This window comes from Paraburkholderia phymatum (assembly GCF_038900715.1).
GTDB classification, from domain to species: Bacteria; Pseudomonadota; Gammaproteobacteria; order Burkholderiales; family Burkholderiaceae; genus Paraburkholderia; species Paraburkholderia phymatum_A.
On the sequence record NZ_JAYMRZ010000027.1, the window covers coordinates 48,905 to 71,061 of the forward strand.

The window sequence follows — 22,157 nt, forward strand, 5'->3', positions numbered from 1 at the left end:
CCGCATGGCAATCGATCGCGAGCGACTGTTGTCGTTGCCGATTCCAGACACGGCCCAACGGTATGTTCATCGGGACACGTTGCTCTACGCCATCAGTCTAGGCTACGGTTCGGATCCTCTCGACGCAAGGCAATTGCGTTTCGCTTACGAAGGGGAGCTATGTGCTGTTCCGACGATGGGGGTTGTACTTGCCCATCCGGGTTTTTGGCCCCAACTGCTAGACACGGGCCTCGATTGGGTGCGGATCGTTCACGCGGAACAGGGGCTGGTACTGCACAAGCCATTGCCGGTCCAGGCGGATGTCATTGGGAAATCACGAGTCGTGAGCGTCATTGACAAGGGCGCTGGCAAAGGCGCATTCATCACCTACGAGCGGCGTATTTTCGAAAGAGATACAGGCGATCCGCTCTGCACCATCACGCAAACCATGCTGGCGCGTGGGGACGGGGGCTTTGGCGGGCCGGCGGAGCCAGTGCCTTCTCCACCGGCCATCCCGGAGCGGACGCCCGACTTATCTTGCGAAATGCCGACGGCTGACAATATGGCTTTGCTATACCGCCTCAACGGCGATTGGAATTCGCTGCATGCAGACCCTGCGGTCGCCCGCAAGGCGGGCTTCGAGCGCCCAATCCTCCACGGGCTTGCCACATGGGGGGTCGCTGCGCACGCGGTCATCCGCGCTGCGCTGGACTATCAAGCCGAACGAGTCGCGTCGATTTTCGGCCGGTTTACCTCGCCGGTTTTCCCGGGCGAGACGCTGCGCACCGAAATGTGGCGCGAATCGAAAGCGATTGCATTCCGCGTATGGGCGACCGAACGGAATGTGCTGGCGATCAACAATGGTCGAATTGAACTGCGCGAGTAACCATGCAACTCGATATCTCCACAGGCCGAGTCGTCATCGTCGGTGCGGGACAGGCCGGCGCCGAATTGGCAGGTGCGCTTCGCTCTCAGGGCTTTGCTGGAAGCATCACTTTGCTGGGTGACGAGCGATACCCTCCGTATCGGCGTCCACCGTTGTCCAAGGCGTTTTTGGCCGGCGAGGTCAGCCTGGAGTCGCTTTACCTAAAAACCGCCGATGCTTACGAAAAACAAGGAATCCAATGCATGCTTGGAACTGCCGTCGAGCGCATTGACCGTGATGCACATCGGATATGCCTCGCTGACGGTTCCGTTCTCCCGTATGACAAGTTGGGACTGGCAACGGGCGGGCGCGCGCGAAAACTCCCGTTGCCGGGTGCCACACATTCAAACGTCCATTACGTGCGCAACATCGAAGATATCCAGCGCCTGCGGACACAGTTCGAGGCGGGGCGGCGCCTGGTGATCATCGGTGGGGGGTACATCGGGCTCGAGACCGCGTCAGTAGCAGTAAAGGCCGGACTGCATGTTTGCGTCATCGAGGGGTTGCCGAGAGTGCTGGCGCGCGTGACTGTACCGGAGATATCGGCGTATTACGAAAGCGTTCACCGCGCGCGCGGAGTCGAAATTCGCACTGGCGTTGGGGTGCGGGCACTCGATGGCGCACGGAAAGTTGAAGCCCTCGTGTTGACGGACGGGCAGCGCGTCGACGCAGACCTTGTGGTCATCGGCATCGGGCTAGTACCGAATACAGAGCTGGCCGAAGCCGCAGGGCTCGAAGTGTCGAACGGGATTGTCGTAGACGCGCACTTGCTGACGTCGGACCCGGATATCGTCGCATGCGGAGATTGCACGTTCCACGAGAATGTCTTTTATCAACGGCGGATGCGGCTCGAGTCGGTGCCTAATGCGCTGGAGCAGGCACGAGTGGCGGCGGCGAATATGATAGGCAAGCCTGCCGCCTACAGCGCGGTACCGTGGTTTTGGTCCGATCAGTATGACTTGAAGCTTCAGATGGTCGGCCTATCGGAGGGCTTCGACCAGTTCGTCGTACGCGGTGCGATGGAGAAAGATCGCTTCGTAGCCTTCTACCTGAGAGAGGGCGTAGTGATTTCAGCGGACGCGGTTAATCGTCCGCAGGAGTTCATGGTCGCCAAGCGCTTGGTTGCCGAACGAGTCAAAGTGGATGCCGCCCGACTGATCGACGAGTCGAGCTCTCTCAAAGACGTAATGGCCGATATCGCGCATGCGCGGATAGCACAGATCTGAGCGCCTCGATCGTTCGATTGCAGGACGATGATAGATAGCCGCTTGAGATCAACGGATCCATCTGAGCAAGTCAATCGCGAGCTGCGAACGGTGCAGAGTCAGTTCCATGACAGCGAGACGAGGGGTGACGGTAGCCTCCCAACGAAACTGACATGTAGTTAGTTTTATGGTAATCTCTAGCCTATCGTGCAACGAGCGGGCGAGCATCTATGAGTACCGACGCAGTTGTAACCAGCAAGGCCGGGGGCGTCTTGACCATCGGCTTGAATGCGCCATCGCGCCGCAACGCGATCGACAACGAGATGTACGTGGCACTCGCAGAGTTGATTGCCCAAGCCAGTGTCGACCCAGAGGTTCGGGTTCTATTGTTCCACGGCGAAGAGGGCTATTTCACTTCGGGAAACGCGTTGTCCGAATTCATCGGCCATGATTCCAATAGGGAATTCGTGCCGCTGCGGTTCTTTCGCGCCATTGCGAGTTGCGGCAAGCCCATCGTGGCGGCGGTGGAAGGTGGGGCGATAGGCGTAGGGGCGACTGCCTTACTCCACTGTGACGTGGTCTATGCGGGACGCGGAACGCGCTTTCAGATGCCGTTTATCGACTTCGGGTTATGCCCGGAAGGCGGTTCGAGTCTTTTGTTGGCGCAGGGTGGCGGCTACAAGCGGGCCGCGCGATGGCTGCTCCTCGGAGAGTCGTTCAATGCCGACCAGGCAGTGCTTGGCGGGCTGGTCACCGAAGTGGTTGATGACCGTGCTGCACTGGATCACGCGCGCGCTGCTGCGTTCAAGCTCGCGCAGCACCCGCCGAATGCTGTCGTGAAGACGAAGGAGTTGATGCGTCGAGGACAGCATGCGGCGTTGATGCTGACGTTGGAAGAAGAGGGCAAGCACTTCTCCAAGCTTCTCGCGTCGCGCGAAGCACAGGATGCGCTGAGCCGTTTTGTTGATCGGCTTGGGCGGCGAAAAACCAGCCATGCAGGTGAAATCGAGGAGTAGCAGAATATGAAGATTTTGGTTCCGGTCAAGCGCGTTGTGGATTTCAATGTGAAGGTCCGCGTGAAGAGCGACGGTAGTGGTGTCGACCTCTCCAATGCCAAGATGGCAATGAACCCGTTTGACGAGATCGCGGTCGAGGAGGCTGTGCGCCTGAAGGAGCACGGGATCGCCGGTGAGGTAGTCGTCTTGTCCTGCGGGGCGGCGGCTTGCCACGAGACGCTGCGCAATGCATTGGCGCTGGGCGCCGATCGCGCGGTTCTCGTGAAAACCGAATCAGAATTGCAGCCGTTGGCCGTAGCCAAGATTATTACGGCAGTCGCTGATCGCGAAAAGCCGCAACTTGTCATCTGTGGTAAGCAGGCCATCGACGACGACGCGAATCAGACAGGACAGATGGCTGCGAGCATGCTGGACTGGCCCCAGGTCACCTTTGCTTCGAAGCTTTCGATCGCTGAAGGAATGGCTACCGTGACGCGGGAAGTCGATGGGGGCCTCGAGATGATTGCCGTCAAGTTGCCGGCCGTGGTGACGACGGATTTGCGCCTGAACGAGCCGCGCTACGTCACGCTGCCCAACATCATGAAGGCGAAGAAGAAGCCGCTCGAAACGATCAAACCCGAAGACCTCGGTGTGGACGTCGCTCCCCGTTTGAAGACTTTGACGGTAGCCGAGCCGCTCAAGCGCAGTGCCGGCGTGATGGTGCCCGACGTTCAGACGCTGGTCGAGAAGCTGAAGACCGAAGCCAAGGTGCTGTAAGAGGGAGCGAGACAAATGACGATTCTGGTTATTGCCGAACACGACAACGCATCGATCAAGGGCGCGACGCTGAACACGGTGGCCGCTGCACACGAGGTTGCCAAATTCGTCGGCGGTGATGTGCATGTGCTGATCGCGGGTCACAACGCGCAAGGCGCGGCGGACGCGGCGGCGAAGATCGCCGGCGTGGCGAGGGTGTTGCTGGCCGATGCGCCGCAACTGGCCGAGGGGCTCGCCGAAAACGTCGAAGCCACGGTGCTGAACATTGCGAGGGATTACTCGCACATCGCTGCACCTGCTACCGCATACGGCAAGAATGTGGCGCCACGGGTGGCGGCAAAGCTCGACGTCGCGCAAATCAGCGAAATCACGGCCGTGGTATCGGCTGACACATTCGAGCGTCCGATCTACGCGGGCAATGCGATTGCAACGGTGCAATCGGACGATACGATCAAGGTGGTCACGGTGCGCGCGACGGGTTTCGACGCGGTAGCGGCCGAAGGGGGAAGTGCAGAGGTCGAGAAAATCGAAGCGGCGGCTGATCGCGGCATCTCCCAGTTCGTGAACCGGGCGCTGACGAAGCTCGATCGTCCGGAACTGACGAGCGCGAACATCATCGTGTCGGGCGGCCGGGGCCTGGGCAGCGGCGAAAACTACACCAAGGTGCTCGAGCCGCTAGCCGACAAGCTTGGCGCAGCGCTGGGCGCTTCGCGCGCTGCGGTGGATGCGGGCTATGTGCCGAACGATTACCAAGTCGGCCAGACGGGCAAGATCGTCGCGCCGCAGCTTTACGTTGCAGTGGGCATCTCGGGCGCGATCCAGCACTTGGCGGGCATGAAGGATTCGAAGGTGATCGTGGCCATTAACAAGGACGCAGAAGCTCCGATCTTTCAGGTCGCCGACTATGGCCTTGTGGGAGACCTGTTCGATGCGGTGCCGCAACTGATCGGGATGCTTGGTTAAGGGGGCGGTATGGCGATGACCGTTGTCATTACTGGTGGTTTCGGAACGTTAGGTGCCGCTGTTGGCCGAGCGTTCAAGGCCGCAGGCGCGAACGTGGGACTAATCGATCATGCGCTATCCCCGACCGACGAAGTGGCGCGCGAGTTCACTGGCCAGTGTCTCTTGGGCGGCGTGGATCTTACTTCTTTCGATGCGGCGCAGGCGGCCTTACGGACTGTCGCGGCTAAATTCGGCGGTCTCGATGCCCTCATCAACGTCGCAGGTGGATTTCGCTGGGAGACCGTGGAAGAGGGAAGCCTTGATACTTGGGACGATCTTTATTCAATGAATCTCAAGACCGCCGTTTCGGCGTGCAAGGCTGCGATCCCATTGTTGATTGCACGAGGTGGTGGCCGAATTGTCAATATCGGTGCGGCGGCCGCTAGTCGCGGCGGATTGGGGATGGGGGCTTATGCCGCTTCCAAGTCTGCCCTGGCACGCATGACGGAGTCGTTGGCAGAGGAGCTGAAGGATCGGAATATCACCGTGAATGCGATTCTGCCCGCGATCATCGATACGCCCGTTAATCGCCAAGAAATGCCTGATGCTGATTTTTTGCGCTGGGTGCAGCCAGTATCGATTGCGAATGTCATTTCGTTTCTCGTGTCCGCACAGGCTAGCGCGGTGACCGGTGCGCAGATTCCGGTTACTCATCGTTGTTGAGTCATAGACGCCGCGGGGCACGGCAGGGTTGCAACCAGGAGTGAACGACTAGTCCTTTCCTCAGTGAATGTCATGCTAGGAGGATCCGCCATGCGGATATTCGCCGCGACTTCGCGTTATATCCAGGGCCCAGGCGTGATCGACGATCTCGGTCGATATGCTTTGGAACTCGGAAGCAATGCAATCGTTGTCGTAGACGCGGACGTCAATAGATTGTTTGGGACGCGAATTGAACGGAGCTTTACAAGCCAAGACGCGATCATCCAGATGTTCTTGTGCCCCGGAGAGGTGACAAAGGCAGCAATCGATGCGCTGTCCGAAAACGCGCGACCATTGTCGCCGAACATCGTCGTGGGCGTCGGGGGCGGCAAGTCCATCGACACCGCCAAAGGGGTAGCGCGGCTGCTGGGGACGCGGTTCGTCAGTGTGCCGACCATCGCGTCGAATGATGGTCCAGCGAGCGCTTCGATCGCCTTGTATGACGACCATCATGCATTGGTCGAAGTCCAGCAACTCAAGCGCAACGCGGACCTGGTCTTGGTCGATACGCGCGTCATCGTCGATGCACCGTTGCGCTTTCTGTTAGCGGGAGTCGGCGACGCAATTTCAAAGACGTTCGAAGCACAGGCATGCGCGGCCGCTGGAGCGGCGACCTTGTTCGGCGGCAAACCTTCCCATACCGGACTGGTAGTCGCGGATGCCTGCTATGACATTATTCGCAAGCACGGCGCCGCAGCGCTCCGAGCGGCATCCCGTAAGGAAATCACGGAGGATGTCGAGCTGCTGATCGAAGCGACGGTGCTCCTTAGCACACTCGCATTCGAAAATGGCGGCTTGTCGATCGCACATGCCATTGCCCGCGGTTTTCCGATGATTCAGCGCGCCGCTGGGACCTTGCATGGTTCCCATGTCGCATACGGCTTGTTGGTGCAACTGATGCTCGAAGGACGTGAGGCAAGCTATATCGACGACATCATCACCCTCTTTGCAGAGTTGGGCCTGCCTCGGAGATTGGCTGACTTCGGGCTGACGAATCCGACGACGGCCGAAGTGCAACAACTGGCGGAGGGTGCCATGTCGAGCCCGAGCGTGAAGCGATTTGTGCGCCAAATGACACCGGGTCAGATCGCGGAGGCGATCTGGTCTGTGGAAGCCATCATTGGCGGATAGCGAGAAAGACGACGATAGGCACTTGCGATGCGAACGCCTATCCTGTAGCCGATTGACATGGGCTTGAAAAATGACGTATTGTTAGTTATTGCGAGAGCGGATGCCGCCGACCCAAAAAAGTGATGTCCTACGGGACCGGCGGCAGATAGGCTGGAATAGGGAAACGGTTCGTCTTAGTGAAGGGTGTACGTGTCTGAATCAAGTACGTGCGCGGGATGTTTTTGCCGCAGCGGTTTGTTTTGGGGTAGTCCTCTTAGCCGCTTTCTTTGTGAGCCGTCCGGCGGCGTCGGTTTCAGTGTCGATCGCGTCTGCCGCCGGATTGCGAGCACCGAAGCTGCGAGCCAGCAACCAAGCCGTCGCAACCGAAAGACGCGCGGCGCCGATTTGCCACTCCTTGACGAGTGCCGGATCGGTTTCGGCGATCCCCTCCATGGCGGCAAACAACACCGTTGCTTCGGCATAGGCTTGTCCGCGGCTGGGGCGCTCCTTCTCGGGGTAGGCGGCCATAATGCGTTCGACGAAGCGATCGATGATGCGGATCGCCGAGCGCACACGTAGGTCCGAGAACGCGCGGTCACCGCGGTCGGCTTCGAGGTTGCGGTAACGGAGGACATCGCGATGGCGATTCCAGACATCGTTGAATGCATCGACTACGCGCCGTGCGTGCTCCATATCGACAGCAGCCGGATTCGATTCTTGCTCGAGTAGCCGATGCACTTCTCCCAGTTCGAGGCTAGCCACCTCACTCAGTGCGTAGATGATGTCGCGGACGTCGTCGAAATAGATATAGAAGGTAGCGGACGAAGTTCCAGCCTCCTTTGCGATCGAGACGGCAGTGAGTTCTACAGGGGATTGCATTTTCAGCAGGCGCCGCGCGGCTTCCATCAGGCGATAGCGGGTCTCGTTGCCTTTCCGACCGAGGGTTTGGCCTTGTTTGTTGATACGAATGGATCGGCTCGAAGCCGTTTTTTTGCGAGTAGAAGCAACTTCGTGCGGTGCGTCTGGTTTCACTATCCCACTCCTGAGTGTAATTGGGCCGCAAGGCGCGATCTGCGATGCGTGTGACTTTGAACTGTGATTTTATCAGTTTCTGCCGACGTCCCCGAGAGGAGACCGGTTTTTGCCTATCCGAACGTGTTGGCACGGCCGGCCGGCAGTAAAAAATGAACGGAGATACAGATGCAACGGGAAGCTTCGCGGCACGTCGCCTATCCCCATCTCTTCAGCCCCTTCCTGCTCGGTAGCCTGTTGCTCCGGAACCGAATCGTCATGGCGCCCATGTCGACGCAGCTCGCTGACGACGAAGGGAATGTGTCCGAACGGCAGATCGCCTTCTATCGAGAGCGCGCGCGCGGCGGTACCGGCATGATCATCGTCGAGTTTTGCTGCGTGCATCGAGAGACAGGCCGGTCGGAACACCGCCAACTGGTGCTCGAGACGATCGAACAGGTGGGTCAGCATCGACGGCTCGTGGAATCCATTCGTGAAGCGGGGGCGGTTGCTTGCATTCAGCTTCAGCACGGGGGACCGGGCGCAAAACGCGGGTTGGTCAAGGGCGGTGTAGCGGTGGGTCCCAGCGACGTCCGTTCGAGGCGCACCCCGGATCGTCTGACCTGTCGGGCGCTCACCGATAATGAGCTGGAAGAGTTGATCGAGTCCTTCGGTCGTACAGCTGAACTGGCGGTTCAGGCGGGCTATCAGGCGTTCGAGTTGCATGCCGCTCACGGCTATTTGTTGACCACCTTCCTCTCGCCGATGACAAACCATCGCGACGATGCTTGGGGCGGCGATGAAGAGCGCCGCCTGCGCTTTCCGTGCCGAGTCATCGAGCGCGTCAAGCGTGCGATCGGCGAGCGCCCTTTGATCTATCGGATCTCGGCGGACGAGTTTTCGCCGGACGGTATTGCGCTTGAAGATATGGAACGAATCGCGCCTCGCCTGGCGGCAGCCGGCGTGGATGCCTTGCATGTGTCGATCGGTCACGGTTCGACGAGCTTCGACAAGATCGTCGAACCGATGTCCATGCCGGAGGGGTGGCGGTTGCCGTATGCGCGGCGAGTCCGCGCAGCGGCAGTGGTGCCTGTCATCGCCGTAGGTCAGATTCGTTGGCCAGCTACCGCAGAAGCAGCGATCCGTAACGGCGATGCCGACCTGATCGCACTCGGTCGCCCGCTTTTGGCCGATCCGGCGTGGGCCGAGAAGGCCAAACGCGGCGCGGACGACGAGATTCGCCCATGCACCTCGTGCAATTACTGCGTCGCGTTGAGCTCGGGCGAACATGGTGTCATCGGTTGCGCTGAAAACCCCAGGACCGGGCGCGAGCTTGACGCGCTGCCACTGGTCGGTGCCGCGCGCGGGCAGCGCGCAGTGGTAATCGGTGCCGGCCCCGGCGGCATGGTTGCCGCTCTGGTACTCGATCAAGCGGGCTTCGAGACGACGCTATTCGAAGCGCGCGGGGCCTTGGGGGGAGGGTTGATCGCTTCAGCGGCTCCGCCCTTTAAGGACAAGCTCGGTTGGTACCTGGCATACCTGGAGCGTCGTCTGAGCGCAAGCGGCGTTCTGGTTCAACTCAACTGCCGCGTGGATATCGACTACCTGAAGCAGACCCGGCCGGATTTCGTGATTCTGGCGGCTGGCGCGCGAGCATTGGCGATGCCGATCGACGGCATCGATACGCCGATCGTGCATGACGCCTACGAAGTGTTGATGGGCGACGCGGATTGGTTGCCTCCCCCTGCCAGCGCGCCGGTGCTGGTCTATGGGGGCGGCGAAACGGGTTGCGAGGCGGCCGAATATGTGGCCGAGCGTGGCTGCCAGGTCATTCTTGTGACACGCTCGAGGCACAACGAACTCGCACGGTCTGCCGAAGTGATTTACCGCAGCGTGCTGCTGCGGCGGATCGATGCGAATCCGCGCATCCGCATCCTCGAACTGACGCACCTGCTGGCAATCAACGACGGCGAAGTGACACTGCGGGCCGCGGATGGCACATCGACTCGTGAGCCCGTCAGTCGCGTGCTGATCGCACAGGGACGTCGCCCGGATCTGACCTTGGTTGCCCAACTGGAAGCGGCTGATATTCCTTTCGAGGTTATCGGCGATGCGCGACAAGGTGGCCGGATCGGCGACGCGGTACACGGTGCCTATGCGGCCGTTCTTGCACATTGCGACCTTGCGATGGACGCCGGCTCGTGCGATACACGGCCTGCGTACTAGTATCGACTTGAAAAATGACGCAGAGTCAGTTTTAATGTGGGCTACTGCGCCACAACAATCGTTAGTGCTGCTCGCTGCAGCCAACTTCGGACTCACACATGAAAAACCTACTATCGCTCAAAGATCGCACGATTTTGATAACCGGAGCAGGTCAAGGGATCGGATTGGCGATGAGCAAACTCGCGATCGAACTCGGCGCAAACGTCGGTGGGGTTGATCTGAACGCTGACGGTCTGAATAAGGCGGCGGATGAACTGGGCAGCAGCTTCACGCCGCTGATCGGCAGCGTGTCCGATCAAGTGTTCGCTCAACATGCCGTCGCGCAACTCGTCGAACGCTACGATGCGATCCACGGTCTGGTCAATAACGCAGGCATCATTCGCCCGGCGATGATCGAAAAAATGACGTCGGACCAGTGGCAACAGGTCATCGACGTGCATGCCGCCGGATCGTTTTATTTCACGCAAGCGGTCGGCCGACATTTGATTGCACGTGCGAAGGCCGGCGAGGGTGCGCCGGGCGCGATCGTCAATATTTCCTCGGATTCCGGCCGCCGCGGCAGCATCGGCCAGATCAACTATTCGGCAGCCAAGTCAGCCATGTTCGGAATGACGATGAGTGCGGCGCGCGAATGGGCGAAGTACAGCATCCGAGTCAACGCGGTGTGCTTCGGAGCAGTAGAAACGCAGATGACCGAAACGATTCGGAACGACGAGCGTTTTCGCGATCAGTATCTCCAACAAATTCCGTTGAGCCGCTTCGCGTCCCCGGAAGAGGTTTCGATGCCGGTGCTCTTCTTGTTGTCAGACAGCGCGTCATACATCACCGGTCAAATTCTTTCCGTCAACGGCGGATATACGATTGCGGTCTGAAACGTGAATGATAGCGACGACATCGCCGTGCTGCTGCGACAAAGCGCGGTTGATTTTCTTCAGGCGCGGGTGGCCGACAAACCGGCTATCGGCTCCGTATCGCCTTTCAATTCCGTCGGCTGGCGGGAGCTCGAAGCACTAGGCTGGCTAGGCGTGGGATTGCCTGAGTCGCTCGGCGGTCAAGGTCTGGGGCTGCGAGAGGCAGCAGTGCTGTGCGAGGAGTTCGGACGCGCCGCTTCGCCCATTCCGTATCTCGCAGCGAGCTTGCTGCCGAGCTTGCTCATGGCGAAGTGTGCGCCCAACTCGGGGATACTCGAATTAGCTGCGCTGCTCACGAGCGGCGAGCGTCCGTTTGCGATCGCCTGGCAGGAATCAGCCGGCCAGGTCGACGATGCGATGCCGCTTACGCAAATTCGAGATGGGCGAATATCCGGCCGAAAACGGTTCGTGGTCGGCGCATGCCCTGAAGGCATTTTGCTGGTAACGGCTGAAAGCAAAGGCCTTCCGGTGCTGGCAGCGGTCGACGCGAGCGCAACGGGCGTGATGCTAGAGCGGTATGCAGCGGGCTTAGCCAGCGATGCGACGATATGCTTCGAGCATGCGCCGATTCTATTCGGAGCGCCCTTGGCATCGGGTCCCGACAGTGAGCTTGCACTGGTCAGCGTGCTTCAGGCGGCGCGCGTCGCGCTCTCCGCGCAATTGACTGGGCTCGCGGCCGGCGTGCTTGAAAAAACACTCGCTTATGTCGGCACGCGTGTTCAGTTCGGCCGACCGATTTCGGGTTTTCAATCTATTCGGCATCGTTGCGTGGATCTTCACGTCGATGTGCGGCTTGCATCTGCGAGTTGGAGTCACGCGCTGCGAACGGTCGAAGCCGCTGCCGATACAAGGCTGGCGGCGATGGCCGTCAGTGCGGCCAAGGCGCGCTGCGGGGACGTGGCAGTGCAGACGAGCGTGAAGGCAATCCAGATGCACGGTGCAATGGGTTTCACCGAAGAGGGGGGCGTCGGCGCCTATTTGCGAGCCGCACTACATGGTCGTGCGTGGCTTGGCATGCCAATGGTGCAGCGCCGACGCTTCGTCGCACTGAATGCCGAGTCGGAGGAGGTCTTTCATGCGTGACCCAGGTCGTTCCGACGGTCAGGACTGCAACGCGCTGCCCGACGAAGAATTCCGTCGACAATTCGGGCACTGGCTGGATACGCACTATCCACCGGAGTTTTGTCAAGATCATCGTCGCCCGTTTCGCAGATTGCGCGGTGAGGATCATCGCCGGTGGGTCAGGATGCTGTATGAAGCCGGCTGGCGCGCACCCGCCTGGCCTCGCGAGGCGGGCGGCATGGGCTTGAGTTTTCGCAAGCAGATGGTCTATCAGCAGGAAATGGAGCGTATCGGTGCGGCACGTATGATCGACAATGGGGAAACGCAGCTCGGACCGACGTTGATCCACTGCGGCAGCGAAGCCCAAAGGCGCGAATATCTGCCCAAAATCCTCAGCGGAGAGCAGGTGTGGGCGCAAGGATATTCCGAGCCCAACGCCGGTTCGGACCTGGCCAGTCTCCGTACGCGCGCAGTGCGTGATGGCGATGGCTTTGTCGTCGACGGTCAAAAGATCTGGACCACGCACGCGCAGGAATGTACCCATATCTTCACGCTTGTGCGTACTGGCGCGCCGGGCCAGTATGCGAAAAAGCAACAAGGTATCAGCTTTGTGCTGATTGACTTGAGTCTGCCCGGCATAACGATCAGGCCCATCGTCACGATCGCCGGCGAAAGCGAATTGTGCGAGGTTTTCTTCGACGGCGTGCGCGTACCGGCGACCAACATCGTCGGCGAGATCGATCGAGGCTGGGATGTTGCGAAGGCGTTGCTCGGCCATGAGCGCGTCTGGCTCGGCAGCGCGGCTATGGCGGCGCGGGCGTTAAAGCTTGCGCATCTGATGGTTCTCGAGACAGGGCAGCAAGAAGACACCGGTGTGATGGACCGGTTGGCTCAACTTACCGCCGATCTGCACGACTACAAGTTGCTGTACGCACAGGTTTGCGACGAGATCGCAATAGACGATACCCAGCCGGGCCCCGAAGTATCGATGCTCAAGATCTATATCTCCGAGTTGCAACAGCGCATCACGGAATTTAACGCCGAAGTGGCCGGAGAGTATGGTGGGGTCGTAGGCGATGTAGAGGTTGGCGATACGCTCACGGATCTGCATTGGCAATTGATGATGGCGCGGCCGGTGACGATATTCGCCGGCTGCAACGAAGTTCAACGCGACATCCTCGCGAAGGCTGTGCTGCACATGCCGGAATCGTGAAACTGAGCGAGAGGGAACATTCATGCGTGAAGCCGTTGTCGTTTCTACCGCACGCACGCCAATCGGCAAGGCGCATCGCGGAGCACTCAATAACATCAAGTCGCCGACATTGACCGCCCATGCTATCGCCCACGCCGTCGAGCGAGCAGGCCTCCCATTGGGCGAAGTCGAGGACGTCATCATCGGCTGTGCGCAAACGGCCGGCACACAAGGGCGTAACTTGGCGCGTGCGGCGGCGCTGGCAGCGGGGCTCGACGTTGCAACCGGCGGCAGCACAGTCGATCGTCAGTGCGCGTCGGGGCTGATGGCGATCGCGATTGCAGCAAAGGAAATCATCGTTGACGGCATTGATATTGCTGTCGGCGGAGGGTCAGAAAATGTCAGCGCCACGTCGCCGGCCTACGGGGAATGGTCACTACGCGAAAAGGACCCTGGCCTCGTCGAACGTGTGCCGACTGCTTATATGCAGATGCTCGAGACGGCGGAATTCGTCGCGCGCAAGTACGGCATCACGCGTGAGATGCAAGATGCGTTTGCGCTCGAGTCTCAACGGCGCGTGGCGGCGGCGCTTGCCGAAGGGCGCTTCGAAAGCGAGATCGCGCCTATCGACGTGGTCATGAAGCGAATCGATAAAGCCACACAGGAAGTGAGCTACGAAGCGGTGACCGTCGTGCGTGACGAAGGGCCGCGTGCAGACACTTCAGCAGCGGGGCTGGCGGCGCTCAAGCCGGTCATCGACGGCGGCTGCGTCACGGCGGGCAATGCGAGCCAACTATCGGACGGGGCGTGCGCCTGCGTCCTGATGGAAGGCCGGCTGGCGCAGCGCCGTGGGCTCGAGCCGCTCGGAATCTACCGCGGCTTCGTCACCGTCGGATGCGTCCCCGAGGAAATGGGCATCGGGCCAGTGCTCGCCATCCCGAAGTTGTTGCGAAAGAGCGGGCTGAAGCTCGAGGACATCGGGCTGTGGGAGCTCAACGAAGCTTTTGCCTGTCAAGCGATGTACTGCCGTGACCGGCTTGGCATCGATCCGGCGCTTCTGAATGTCAACGGTGGGGCGATTCCGCTGGGGCACCCCTATGGCATGACAGGGGCGCGGCTCGTGGGGCATGCCCTGATCGAAGGACGGCGGCGGGGCGCCAGATACGTCGTGGTATCGATGTGCGTGGGCGGCGGTATGGGCGCGGCGGGTCTCTTCGAGGTCTGCTGAGCCCCTTGTGCGGCAACCACTATTTCTCGTTTTTTGTGTACGTCAAAGCTCAGCGACGCCGCACGAATGAACAAAAACTGACGATATGCCCGTTATAACCTTCGGCGCGATTGTCGATGCCCTCAGCATCACCAAGAATCGCTCGTAGCCTCCCATCCTATCCGTGGAGAGATTGATGAGTAGTGCAACCGATATTGTCGTTATAAGTGGTGTTCGTACTCCGATTGGGAGCTTTGGGGGCAGCTTGCGCGAGGTTCCTGCCTATGACCTGGGTGCGCTGGCGATTCGGGCTGCCGTGGCGCGTGCCGGCATCGAAGCGGCGCGGATCGACAAGGTGATCTACGCGAACTGCCGGCAGGCCGGTAACGGCCCGAATCCGGCTCGCACGGCTGCGGTTCGAGGCGGAATTGCTCTGTCGGTGCCCGTCTTCACGGTGAACATGGCCTGCCCTTCGGGGATGAAGTCCTTGATGCTCGCAGCCCGCGAGCTTGCTTCCGGCGACGCGCAGTTTGTCGTGGCCGGCGGTATGGAGTCGATGAGCACGATGCCTTATCTGCTCCACAACGCGCGATGGGAAGGGTTCAAGTCGGGCGACAAGGTATTGAAAGACTCTTGGAGTGATACCGTCGATCCGCTCTGCGGCTACGGGATGGGTATTACCGCCGAAAATCAGGCGGAGAAACATGGCATCTCTCGCGAAGCGCAGGACGAGTTCGCGCTGCTGTCGCAGCGGCGTGCCGCTGCCGCGCTAAAGGAAAAGCTGTTTGCTGACGAGATTGTCCCCGTGAAATTGGAGCCGTCACGGAAAAATCCTGATGGCGCGGAGTTCGGCGTCGACGAAGGCGGGCGCCCCGACTCTTCGTTGCAGAGGCTAGCCCTGCTCAAGCCCGTGTTCAAGCCCGATGGGACAGTTACCGCAGGTAACGCCTGCACGATGGGCGACGCTGCTTGTGCGCTCGTACTCACGACACGCGCTCGAGCGATGGAGGCGGGGTTGAAGCCGATGTTCTCGATTCTTGCGTTCGCGGAAACGGCTGTCGAGCCAGCGCTGATGGGCGATGGTCCATCGTTATCGATTCCTCTCGCGCTCGAGCGCGCGAACTTGACGCTCGCGGATATGGATTTTATCGAGGTGAACGAGGCGTTTGCCGCCCAGATACTGGCCAACGAACGAGCACTGAATTGGAATCGCGAAAAGGTGAACGTATTCGGCGGTGCGATTGCGTTGGGCCATCCCACGGGCGTTTCCGGTGCGCGCTTGCCCATCACGCTCAACAATGTTCTGAGGCGCCACGACAAGGAGTTCGGCGTGGCCGCGATCTGCGGCGGCGGCGGCGTGACGACGGCCATGGTCATCCGGCGTGAAAACTGAGTGCATATGAGACGGATTCGCAGCCTCGCGCAGATTGCCGGCCTGCTGCCGCAGCGTCCAACGCTCGTGCTGCATTCGGCGTGTTCTGAACCGATCGTGCTTGCAGGGATGCTTGCGCGCGAGGCAGCGGCTTTCAAGGGCGCTCGGGTTCTCAGTCTAATGCCGATGGGGGCAGCGCCATATGGCGATCCGCCAGCAACGGACCACCTGTCGGTTATGACGTTTTTCCCCGGCAAGGGACTGCGCTCGGCGGCGACCGCAAGGCGTGCGGAGGCATTGCGATATTCGCTGTCGGACATCCCGGGCCTGTTCGAACGCAACGAATTCAAGGCTGATGCCTTGCTTCTGCAAGTATCGCCTCCGGATGCGCGCAATCGCGTCTCGCTCGGTCTATCGGTGGACTACATGCAGGCGGTGTTGTTGCAGAAACCGCTGGTGATCGCCGAGATCAATCCGCAGTTGCCGCGCACCTGCGGTGACGCCGCGATCGATGCCGGGCTCATCGATTATTTCATCGATGCGACGTCGCCGCCCCAAACGGTGCCGCGCGCGACAGGAGACGCGATCGATCGCTGTATCGCACGGAATGTTGCCGCGCTGATTGACGATGGCGCGGTGCTGCAAGTGGGCATCGGCTCGTTGCCTGATCAGGTACTTGGCTGCTTGACGGATCGCCGGCATCTCGGTCTGCACAGTGGAATCATCACCGAGGCGGCACAGCCGCTTATCGAATCGAGAGTGCTCGACAACAGCACGAAATCGTTCTTTCGTGGAATCAGCGTGGCCACGATGGCGGCAGGCACGCAAGCCTTCTACGACTTTATTGACGACAATCCGTTGATCGAGCTGCATTCGTGCTCGATCACCCATGGCGCGAGCGTGCTGGCGGCCATCGACGGGCTGACCGCTATCAACAGCGCATTACAGATCGATTTGGCCGGACGAGTGAATGCGGAGGCGGTCGGCGGCCGCATTGTCGCAGCGCCCGGCGGTCTGCCCGACTTTTCGCGTGGAGCGCGGCGTGCGCCGCGCGGGCGCAGCATCCTCGCGCTGCGATCCCGCTACAAGGAGAGCAGCAATATTTTGCCGCGTCTCCCGAGCGATGTGCCTGTCACCATCGAAGCCGATGACGTCGACTTCGTCGTGACCGAGTTCGGCGTGGCGGCGCTGCGTGGCTGCTCGCCGATCGCCCGCGCCGAAGCGTTCATCTCAGTCGCGCACCCGGCGGATCAAGCCGAATTGCAGCGCGTACTTAGTTTAGGGACCGTTACATGATCAGTCCATTGCCTCTAGCTGCTATCCCGCCCAACTGCGAGGCGAGGCGAGAACAAGTCACTGCATTTGTGCGTGAAGCCATGCGGACAGTGCCGCCTGAGATACGCGCTCGCTCGTGGATGGGATTCGATCCTGCGTTCAGCCATCAGCTCGCGGAGCGGGGCTGGGTGGGCATGACGCTCCCCAAGGCGTATGGCGGAGGTGGCGAAAGCCATTTTGCTCGCTTTGTCGTCGTCGAAGAGCTGCTTGCTGCTGGGGCGCCCGTATCAGCGCATTGGATCGCCGATCGTCAAAGTGGTCCGTTAATCGCCAAATACGGTACCGAAACGCAGAAACGCTTTTATTTGCCGAAGATCTGTAATGCGCAGGCATTCTTCTGCATCGGAATGAGCGAGCCTAACTCGGGATCAGACCTTGCGAGCGTGGGCTCGCGAGCGCAGCGCCGGGGCGACGGGTGGGTGTTGTCGGGCCGCAAAATCTGGACGACGAACGCGCCGCATTGTCACTACATCATTGCACTCGTCAGAACTTCAGGCTCCGCGGCGGATCGGCACGCCGGCCTGTCGCAATTCATCGTGGATCTTTCGTCGCCTGGTGTGACTGTCCGCCCGATCCACGATTTGGCTGGAGATGCGCACTTCTCCGAAATTTTCTTCGACGACGTGTTGCTTTCAGACGACGCCTTGGTCGGTACCGAAGGGCAGGGCTGGGACCAAGTGACGGCGGAGTTAGCCTTTGAACGCAGCGGGCCCGAGCGCATTTATTCAAGCATCGTGCTGCTGGAAACGTGGTTGAACTATCTGCGCGGGGCCGCCAGCCGCGAGGCGAACTGCATTGCGTTGCTTGGACGCTTCACCGCACATCTCGCTGTACTGCGCGAGATGTCCATATCCGTTACGCACAAACTTTGCATGGGGGAAAGCCCGGTTGTCGAAGCTGCGCTCGTAAAGGATCTGGGCACCGAGTTCGAACAGTCGATTCCCACGCTGCTTGCCGATGCGCTGGCTGCGTTTCCTGACGCGGCGGAAGACGCTGCGCTGACCCGCACATTGGTCTACGCGCAGCAAATTGCGCCGTCGTGGTCGCTGCGCGGCGGCACGCGCGAAATCCTGCGCGGAATGATTGCGCGTGGCCTTGGCTTGAGATAACGGGCGCACCATGGATCAGCTACTAACGGATGCTTTCGAGCAGTTCTTGGCGGACCGTTGCGGGCCGCAGACAGTACGTCGCATCGAGGACGGCGAGGCGCCGGTCGCTTTGTGGAAAGATATTCACGAGTCCGGTTTCATCGATGCGCTGGTGCCTGTCGAACGTGATGGGGCGGGGCTCGGCTGGCGGGACGCCACGGGCCTGGTGCTGTTGTGCGGGCGCTATGCGGTGCCGTTGCCCGCGGCACACACGCTCCTTGCGCGCGCGGCGCTAGCGTGTGCCAACGCTGAGATTCCAACGGGTCCCATTACGATTGCGGATCGTGTACGTATCGGACCGGGCGGGGCGATTTCAGCGAGTGCAGTGCAGTTCGGTCAGACATCGTCATGGGTCTGGAGCAAGGTTGACGGCACCGACTGCTTGTTGCCGACGGCAGACGCGGAGCGTCAACGTAGCGGCGGAAACGGCAGCCTAAGCGCAGATCTTCATTGGAAGCGCTTTCCGGCAACGGGCTTGCGGTTCACCGGTACGTGCGACCTGCGAGCGGCAGGAGCCGCGATTACAGCGGCCCTGCTCGCAGGAGCGATGGAGCGCGCGGGAGAGCTGACAATCGGCTACGCGAACGAGCGGATTCAGTTCGGCAAAGCCATCGGCAAGCTGCAGGCGATTCAGCAACAACTGAGTGTGCTGTGCGAACAAATGTATGCCGCGCGCACGGCGGCACTGATCGGTCTGACATCGGCTGATCACACCATCGATTCGCTACGAGCAGCGACAGCTAAAAGCCGCGCTAGCGAAGCGGCAGTCACGGTGGCCGCAGTGAGTCACGCTGTCCATGGCGCGATCGGCGTCACCGAGGAATACGATCTTCAGCTGTTTACGCGGCGCCTGCACGACTGGCGCCGTGACTACGGTAGCGAGGGCTTTTGGAACGCTCGGTTGGGCAGTGCGCTGCTCGCCGAGCGGCAGACCCCGCTGGAGTTTGTGCGTACGCGCATTGCGCCCGACGCTTGAGCGCTTTTATTCGATTAGGGGAGTTCCATGGGAGATTTTCTCAAGCTTGAGCGTGACGGTCCGGTCGTTACACTGACGATGAACCAGCCGGAGGCGCGCAATCCGTTGACGGGAAACAGTGCGGTGCCGGATTTCCTGGCCGCGTGTCAGGAAATCTCCGCCGACATGAGCGTACGGGCAGTGATCGTCACGGGCGCGGGAAGCGCATTCTGCTCCGGCGGCAATGTGAAGGACATGCGGAAATATGCGGACCCGAGCCTCACGCCAATCAGCATCCGCGAAGAGTATCGGCGTGGTATCCAGCGCCTACCGTTGGCCTTGTACTATCTCGAGGTGCCGACCATTGCGGCCGTCAACGGTGCGGCGATCGGCGCCGGTTGCGACCTCGCCTGCATGTGCGACATCCGAATTGCATCCGAAAACGCAAAATTTGCCGAGAGCTTCATCAAGGTCGGCATCGTGCCGGGGGATGGCGGTGCGTGGCTGCTGCCGCGCGTGATTGGTCGCTCGAGGGCTGCGGAATTGTCATTCACCGGGGACATGCTCGATGCGCAGCAGGCTCTGGAATGTAGTCTCGTCAGTCGCGTCGTGCCGTCCGAACAGTTGCTCGACGAGGCGCACAAACTGGCGCTGAGGATCGCCGCCAATCCGGGGCCCACACTGCGGCTAACCAAGCGTCTGCTGCGTGAAGGCGAACATCTGCGTCTCGACTCTCTGCTCGAGTTATCCGCGGGTTTTCAGGCGCTTGCGCACAAGACACCCGAGCATACGGAAGCGGTCTCGGCCTTTGTCGAAAAGCGACCGCCGAGATTCGATCAGCTTTAGCGCGGCTTCGGCATCCTCTTATGGAGGTATTTGAGGGACAAGGCGTACCCGCAGCACAGATCGTCGTTCGACGGCCTTTAACGCATTCGCGGCATCCGTGTGCTTTGTCAGTCTCGCAGGGCATAAACATCGGCACATTGGCGCTCGGCGACGTATGATGTCGTTAAGGTGGCCGCGGGCCTGGCCAGCCTGCTATAGCGCGCCAAGGCCCATAGCGGAAAATAGGCTGTATAGCCGTGGTATTTCAAATAGTAGATGCGGGGAAAGCCGGGGGCATTATGCGATCGATGCCACCAGAACCCATCTGCTTGCTGTGCGGATATCAGATACGCGATGCCGCGTTGCACCGATTCGCAATTCCAGTCGCCGAATGCCATTTGCGCAAGCAGAGCCCATGCCGTGCAGTTCGAGGTGCTCTCTCCGCCGTTCGTCCCGGCCAGCCTCGGATCGAGATAACTGTCGTTGGTTTCGCCCCAGCCGCCATCCGCGTGCTGTCGTTCGCGCAACCACGCGAGCGCGCGCGCAACATAGGGTTCAGTGGGTTGGACTCCGGCAAGCGCCAGTCCCGCCAGCACGCTCCACGTGCCGTAGAGGTAGTTTGTGCCCCAGCGGCCCCACCAACTGCCGTCAGGTTGTTGGGTGCGCTTCAGGTAGTCGATACAGCGCTCGAGTGCCGGTATGTCTTCTGTTCGCCCGGTAATTCCCAGACATAGGAGGACGCGTCCGGATACATCTTCAGTGGGCGGATCCAACAAGGCCCCGTGGTCGGCAAAAGGAATGGCGTTCAGGTAATAGCGATCACAATCGGCATCGAATGCGGCAAACCCGCCATTTCGAGACTGCAACCCGACAATCCAGTCAAGTGCAAGGGACACGCGTCCGGCATATAGATCCGTGCCGTGCTCTTTGGCCAGAATTTGGCCACGACGATGCAACATTGCGGCGACCACAGCACTGTCGTCGACGTCTGGATAGTAGGGATTCGCGTACTGGAAAGCCCAGCCGCCTGGCGGGATATGGGCCTCGACATTCTCGATCCAGTCGCCCCTCAGATTGCCGACTTGCCGTGTAGCAAGCCACTCATAGGCACGCGCGATTCGCATGTCGAGGGTCGTGTCGGATGGTGCGCGCGCTTGTTCGAGTGCGATGGTACTCCATGCGGTATCCCACACCGGGGACAGGCATGGCTGACAGTACATGCTGCCATCGTTGCGCTCTACGAGCAGCTTGTCCAAGGCCGCTTCACAATCGCGTCGTAGCGGGTGATTGTCGAGATAGCCCAAGACCTCCATCATCTGGTAGCTGTAGACGATTGGAGGAAAAATGCCACCCAAACCGTCTTCGCCGTTCATACGCTCGGCGCACCATGCTTCCGCATATCGGATTGCCCGCATGCGGAGCCGCCGCGGAAGCAAAGGTTCGAAGCGGCGCATCACTCGGTCTGCAAGGAGAAATAGCTTGCCAACGCCCTTCGATGGAGGAAAGTAATCGCGCACCTTTTCGGCTGGCGTAACAAACAGTTCGGCGACCGAGACGTTGCGTGGATTGCGTGCGCGAACCTTCAATGAGCACAGCACCATGAGCGGCACCATCGTTGTCCGCGCCCAGTAAGCAACCTTGTACATCGACAGCGGTATCCACTTCGGGAATAACACGAACTCGACGGGCATGAACGGCGTCGCTCGCCACGGCACTTCTCCGAAGGTGGCAAGGAGAATGCGCGTGAACACGTTGGATTTTGCCGCACCGCCCAGCTCCAGGATCGTCTCGCGGGCGCGTATCATGTGCGGGGCGTGCTCGGCATCGCCCGCGCACTTCAAGGCAAAGTATGCTTTTACGCTGCACGAAACGTCCGGTGCGCCATCGACATAGAGATCCCACGCGCCGTGCGTGCCGAGCCGCTGGATGGAGCGTAAATAGCGCGCCATTTTCTCCTGTCTGACATCGTCGATCTTCCCCATGAAGTGCATCATGAGAATGTATTCGGCCGTTATTGTCGCATCCGATTCGAGTTCGAAGCACCAACTGCCGTCGGGCTGCTGCAGGCGCACAAGTGCGTCGCGCCCGCGCGCGAGGGCGGCGTCGAGCGACGGGCTAGGAAGGTCGTCAATGTTGGTCATTGCGGCAAAGCGATTCATGCACGAGACGCGCAAGGGTGACGCCCCGGGACACCGGTGAGCCGCAGGGCGTCGTTTCG

The 22,157-nt window shown here is 60.4% G+C and carries 19 protein-coding genes; 17 read left to right on the top strand and 2 right to left on the bottom strand.

Features of this window, described 5'->3' with window-relative positions; genetic code table 11:
• Positions 1 to 4: 4 nt before the first annotated feature.
• From VSR68_RS35145 to VSR68_RS35175, 7 genes are all read left to right on the top strand, one after another.
• The gene (locus VSR68_RS35145; RefSeq protein ID WP_342944158.1) at positions 5 to 865 is read left to right on the top strand and encodes a MaoC/PaaZ C-terminal domain-containing protein; all 861 of its coding nucleotides are present in this window, start codon (positions 5 to 7) and stop codon (positions 863 to 865) included.
• A 2-nt stretch (positions 866 to 867) separates the two neighbouring features.
• Complete coding sequence (locus VSR68_RS35150; protein WP_342944159.1) at positions 868 to 2,130, top strand: NAD(P)/FAD-dependent oxidoreductase; 1,263 nt, start codon at positions 868 to 870, stop codon at positions 2,128 to 2,130.
• Positions 2,131 to 2,339: 209 nt separating this feature from the next.
• Positions 2,340 to 3,125: an enoyl-CoA hydratase-related protein gene (locus tag VSR68_RS35155; RefSeq protein ID WP_342944160.1), complete on the top strand. Its 786-nt coding sequence runs from the start codon at positions 2,340 to 2,342 to the stop codon at positions 3,123 to 3,125.
• A gap of 6 nt (positions 3,126 to 3,131) precedes the next feature.
• A complete protein-coding gene (locus VSR68_RS35160) occupies positions 3,132 to 3,881 on the top strand; it encodes an electron transfer flavoprotein subunit beta/FixA family protein (protein ID WP_342944161.1) in 750 nt (249 codons plus the stop codon).
• A 15-nt stretch (positions 3,882 to 3,896) separates the two neighbouring features.
• Positions 3,897 to 4,844 (top strand): electron transfer flavoprotein subunit alpha/FixB family protein, encoded by a 948-nt coding sequence (locus VSR68_RS35165; RefSeq protein WP_342944162.1) that lies wholly within the window; start codon positions 3,897 to 3,899, stop codon positions 4,842 to 4,844.
• A gap of 9 nt (positions 4,845 to 4,853) precedes the next feature.
• Positions 4,854 to 5,546, top strand: coding sequence for an SDR family NAD(P)-dependent oxidoreductase (locus VSR68_RS35170; protein WP_342944163.1), 693 nt, complete (start codon positions 4,854 to 4,856; stop codon positions 5,544 to 5,546).
• Between the two features lie 90 nt (positions 5,547 to 5,636).
• Complete coding sequence (locus VSR68_RS35175; protein ID WP_342944164.1) at positions 5,637 to 6,716, top strand: glycerol dehydrogenase; 1,080 nt, start codon at positions 5,637 to 5,639, stop codon at positions 6,714 to 6,716.
• A 198-nt stretch (positions 6,717 to 6,914) separates the two neighbouring features.
• Here VSR68_RS35175 and VSR68_RS35180 read toward each other — a convergent pair whose 3' ends face one another.
• A complete protein-coding gene (locus tag VSR68_RS35180) occupies positions 6,915 to 7,727 on the bottom strand; it encodes a TetR/AcrR family transcriptional regulator (RefSeq protein WP_342944165.1) in 813 nt (270 codons plus the stop codon).
• A 168-nt stretch (positions 7,728 to 7,895) separates the two neighbouring features.
• On the opposite strand from VSR68_RS35180, the gene VSR68_RS35185 reads away from it, so the two are divergent.
• The 10 genes from VSR68_RS35185 to VSR68_RS35230 all read left to right on the top strand — a co-directional run bounded on the left by VSR68_RS35185 (position 7,896) and on the right by VSR68_RS35230 (position 19,960).
• A complete protein-coding gene (locus VSR68_RS35185; protein WP_342944166.1) occupies positions 7,896 to 9,932 on the top strand; it encodes an FAD-dependent oxidoreductase in 2,037 nt (678 codons plus the stop codon).
• A gap of 98 nt (positions 9,933 to 10,030) precedes the next feature.
• Positions 10,031 to 10,804 (top strand): SDR family NAD(P)-dependent oxidoreductase, encoded by a 774-nt coding sequence (locus tag VSR68_RS35190; protein ID WP_342944167.1) that lies wholly within the window; start codon positions 10,031 to 10,033, stop codon positions 10,802 to 10,804.
• A gap of 3 nt (positions 10,805 to 10,807) precedes the next feature.
• The gene (locus tag VSR68_RS35195) at positions 10,808 to 11,926 is read left to right on the top strand and encodes an acyl-CoA dehydrogenase family protein (RefSeq protein ID WP_342944168.1); all 1,119 of its coding nucleotides are present in this window, start codon (positions 10,808 to 10,810) and stop codon (positions 11,924 to 11,926) included.
• Positions 11,919 to 13,118: an acyl-CoA dehydrogenase family protein gene (locus VSR68_RS35200; protein ID WP_342944169.1), complete on the top strand. Its 1,200-nt coding sequence runs from the start codon at positions 11,919 to 11,921 to the stop codon at positions 13,116 to 13,118. The genes VSR68_RS35195 and VSR68_RS35200 overlap by 8 nt, the downstream gene beginning before the upstream one ends.
• A gap of 22 nt (positions 13,119 to 13,140) precedes the next feature.
• Positions 13,141 to 14,325: an acetyl-CoA C-acyltransferase gene (locus VSR68_RS35205; protein WP_342944170.1), complete on the top strand. Its 1,185-nt coding sequence runs from the start codon at positions 13,141 to 13,143 to the stop codon at positions 14,323 to 14,325.
• 175 nt (positions 14,326 to 14,500) lie between these two features.
• Entirely contained in the window at positions 14,501 to 15,697 is a 1,197-nt protein-coding gene (locus VSR68_RS35210; protein ID WP_342944171.1) for a thiolase family protein, read from the top strand.
• A gap of 6 nt (positions 15,698 to 15,703) precedes the next feature.
• Positions 15,704 to 16,972 (top strand): acetyl-CoA hydrolase/transferase family protein, encoded by a 1,269-nt coding sequence (locus tag VSR68_RS35215; protein ID WP_342944172.1) that lies wholly within the window; start codon positions 15,704 to 15,706, stop codon positions 16,970 to 16,972.
• Positions 16,969 to 18,120 carry an acyl-CoA dehydrogenase family protein gene (locus VSR68_RS35220; RefSeq protein ID WP_342944173.1) on the top strand — a complete coding sequence of 384 codons (1,152 nt, stop codon included), beginning with the start codon at positions 16,969 to 16,971 and terminating at the stop codon, positions 18,118 to 18,120. The genes VSR68_RS35215 and VSR68_RS35220 overlap by 4 nt, the downstream gene beginning before the upstream one ends.
• A 10-nt stretch (positions 18,121 to 18,130) precedes the next feature.
• The gene (locus VSR68_RS35225) at positions 18,131 to 19,135 is read left to right on the top strand and encodes an acyl-CoA dehydrogenase family protein (protein WP_342944174.1); all 1,005 of its coding nucleotides are present in this window, start codon (positions 18,131 to 18,133) and stop codon (positions 19,133 to 19,135) included.
• 27 nt (positions 19,136 to 19,162) lie between these two features.
• Complete coding sequence (locus tag VSR68_RS35230) at positions 19,163 to 19,960, top strand: crotonase/enoyl-CoA hydratase family protein (protein WP_342944175.1); 798 nt, start codon at positions 19,163 to 19,165, stop codon at positions 19,958 to 19,960.
• Positions 19,961 to 20,067: 107 nt separating this feature from the next.
• On the opposite strand, the gene shc is transcribed toward VSR68_RS35230, so the two are convergent.
• A complete protein-coding gene (shc, locus tag VSR68_RS35235) occupies positions 20,068 to 22,098 on the bottom strand; it encodes a squalene--hopene cyclase (protein WP_342944176.1) in 2,031 nt (676 codons plus the stop codon).
• Positions 22,099 to 22,157: the final 59 nt, after the last annotated feature.

Bases quoted from the DNA above. Each gene is read 5' to 3' on its own strand.
- VSR68_RS35175 (WP_342944164.1), top strand. From the start codon at position 5,637: ATGCGGATATTCGCCGCGACTTCGCGTTATATCCAGGGCCCAGGCGTG.
- VSR68_RS35145 (WP_342944158.1), top strand. From the start codon at position 5: ATGGCAATCGATCGCGAGCGACTGTTGTCGTTGCCGATTCCAGACACG.
- VSR68_RS35215 (WP_342944172.1), top strand. From the start codon at position 15,704: ATGAGACGGATTCGCAGCCTCGCGCAGATTGCCGGCCTGCTGCCGCAG.
- VSR68_RS35190 (WP_342944167.1), top strand. From the start codon at position 10,031: ATGAAAAACCTACTATCGCTCAAAGATCGCACGATTTTGATAACCGGA.
- VSR68_RS35185 (WP_342944166.1), top strand. From the start codon at position 7,896: ATGCAACGGGAAGCTTCGCGGCACGTCGCCTATCCCCATCTCTTCAGC.
- VSR68_RS35165 (WP_342944162.1), top strand. From the start codon at position 3,897: ATGACGATTCTGGTTATTGCCGAACACGACAACGCATCGATCAAGGGC.
- VSR68_RS35155 (WP_342944160.1), top strand. From the start codon at position 2,340: ATGAGTACCGACGCAGTTGTAACCAGCAAGGCCGGGGGCGTCTTGACC.
- VSR68_RS35220 (WP_342944173.1), top strand. From the start codon at position 16,969: ATGATCAGTCCATTGCCTCTAGCTGCTATCCCGCCCAACTGCGAGGCG.
- VSR68_RS35150 (WP_342944159.1), top strand. From the start codon at position 868: ATGCAACTCGATATCTCCACAGGCCGAGTCGTCATCGTCGGTGCGGGA.
- VSR68_RS35230 (WP_342944175.1), top strand. From the start codon at position 19,163: ATGGGAGATTTTCTCAAGCTTGAGCGTGACGGTCCGGTCGTTACACTG.
- VSR68_RS35205 (WP_342944170.1), top strand. From the start codon at position 13,141: ATGCGTGAAGCCGTTGTCGTTTCTACCGCACGCACGCCAATCGGCAAG.
- VSR68_RS35210 (WP_342944171.1), top strand. From the start codon at position 14,501: ATGAGTAGTGCAACCGATATTGTCGTTATAAGTGGTGTTCGTACTCCG.
- VSR68_RS35160 (WP_342944161.1), top strand. From the start codon at position 3,132: ATGAAGATTTTGGTTCCGGTCAAGCGCGTTGTGGATTTCAATGTGAAG.
- shc (WP_342944176.1), bottom strand. From the start codon at position 22,098: ATGAATCGCTTTGCCGCAATGACCAACATTGACGACCTTCCTAGCCCG.
- VSR68_RS35200 (WP_342944169.1), top strand. From the start codon at position 11,919: ATGCGTGACCCAGGTCGTTCCGACGGTCAGGACTGCAACGCGCTGCCC.
- VSR68_RS35170 (WP_342944163.1), top strand. From the start codon at position 4,854: ATGGCGATGACCGTTGTCATTACTGGTGGTTTCGGAACGTTAGGTGCC.
- VSR68_RS35225 (WP_342944174.1), top strand. From the start codon at position 18,131: ATGGATCAGCTACTAACGGATGCTTTCGAGCAGTTCTTGGCGGACCGT.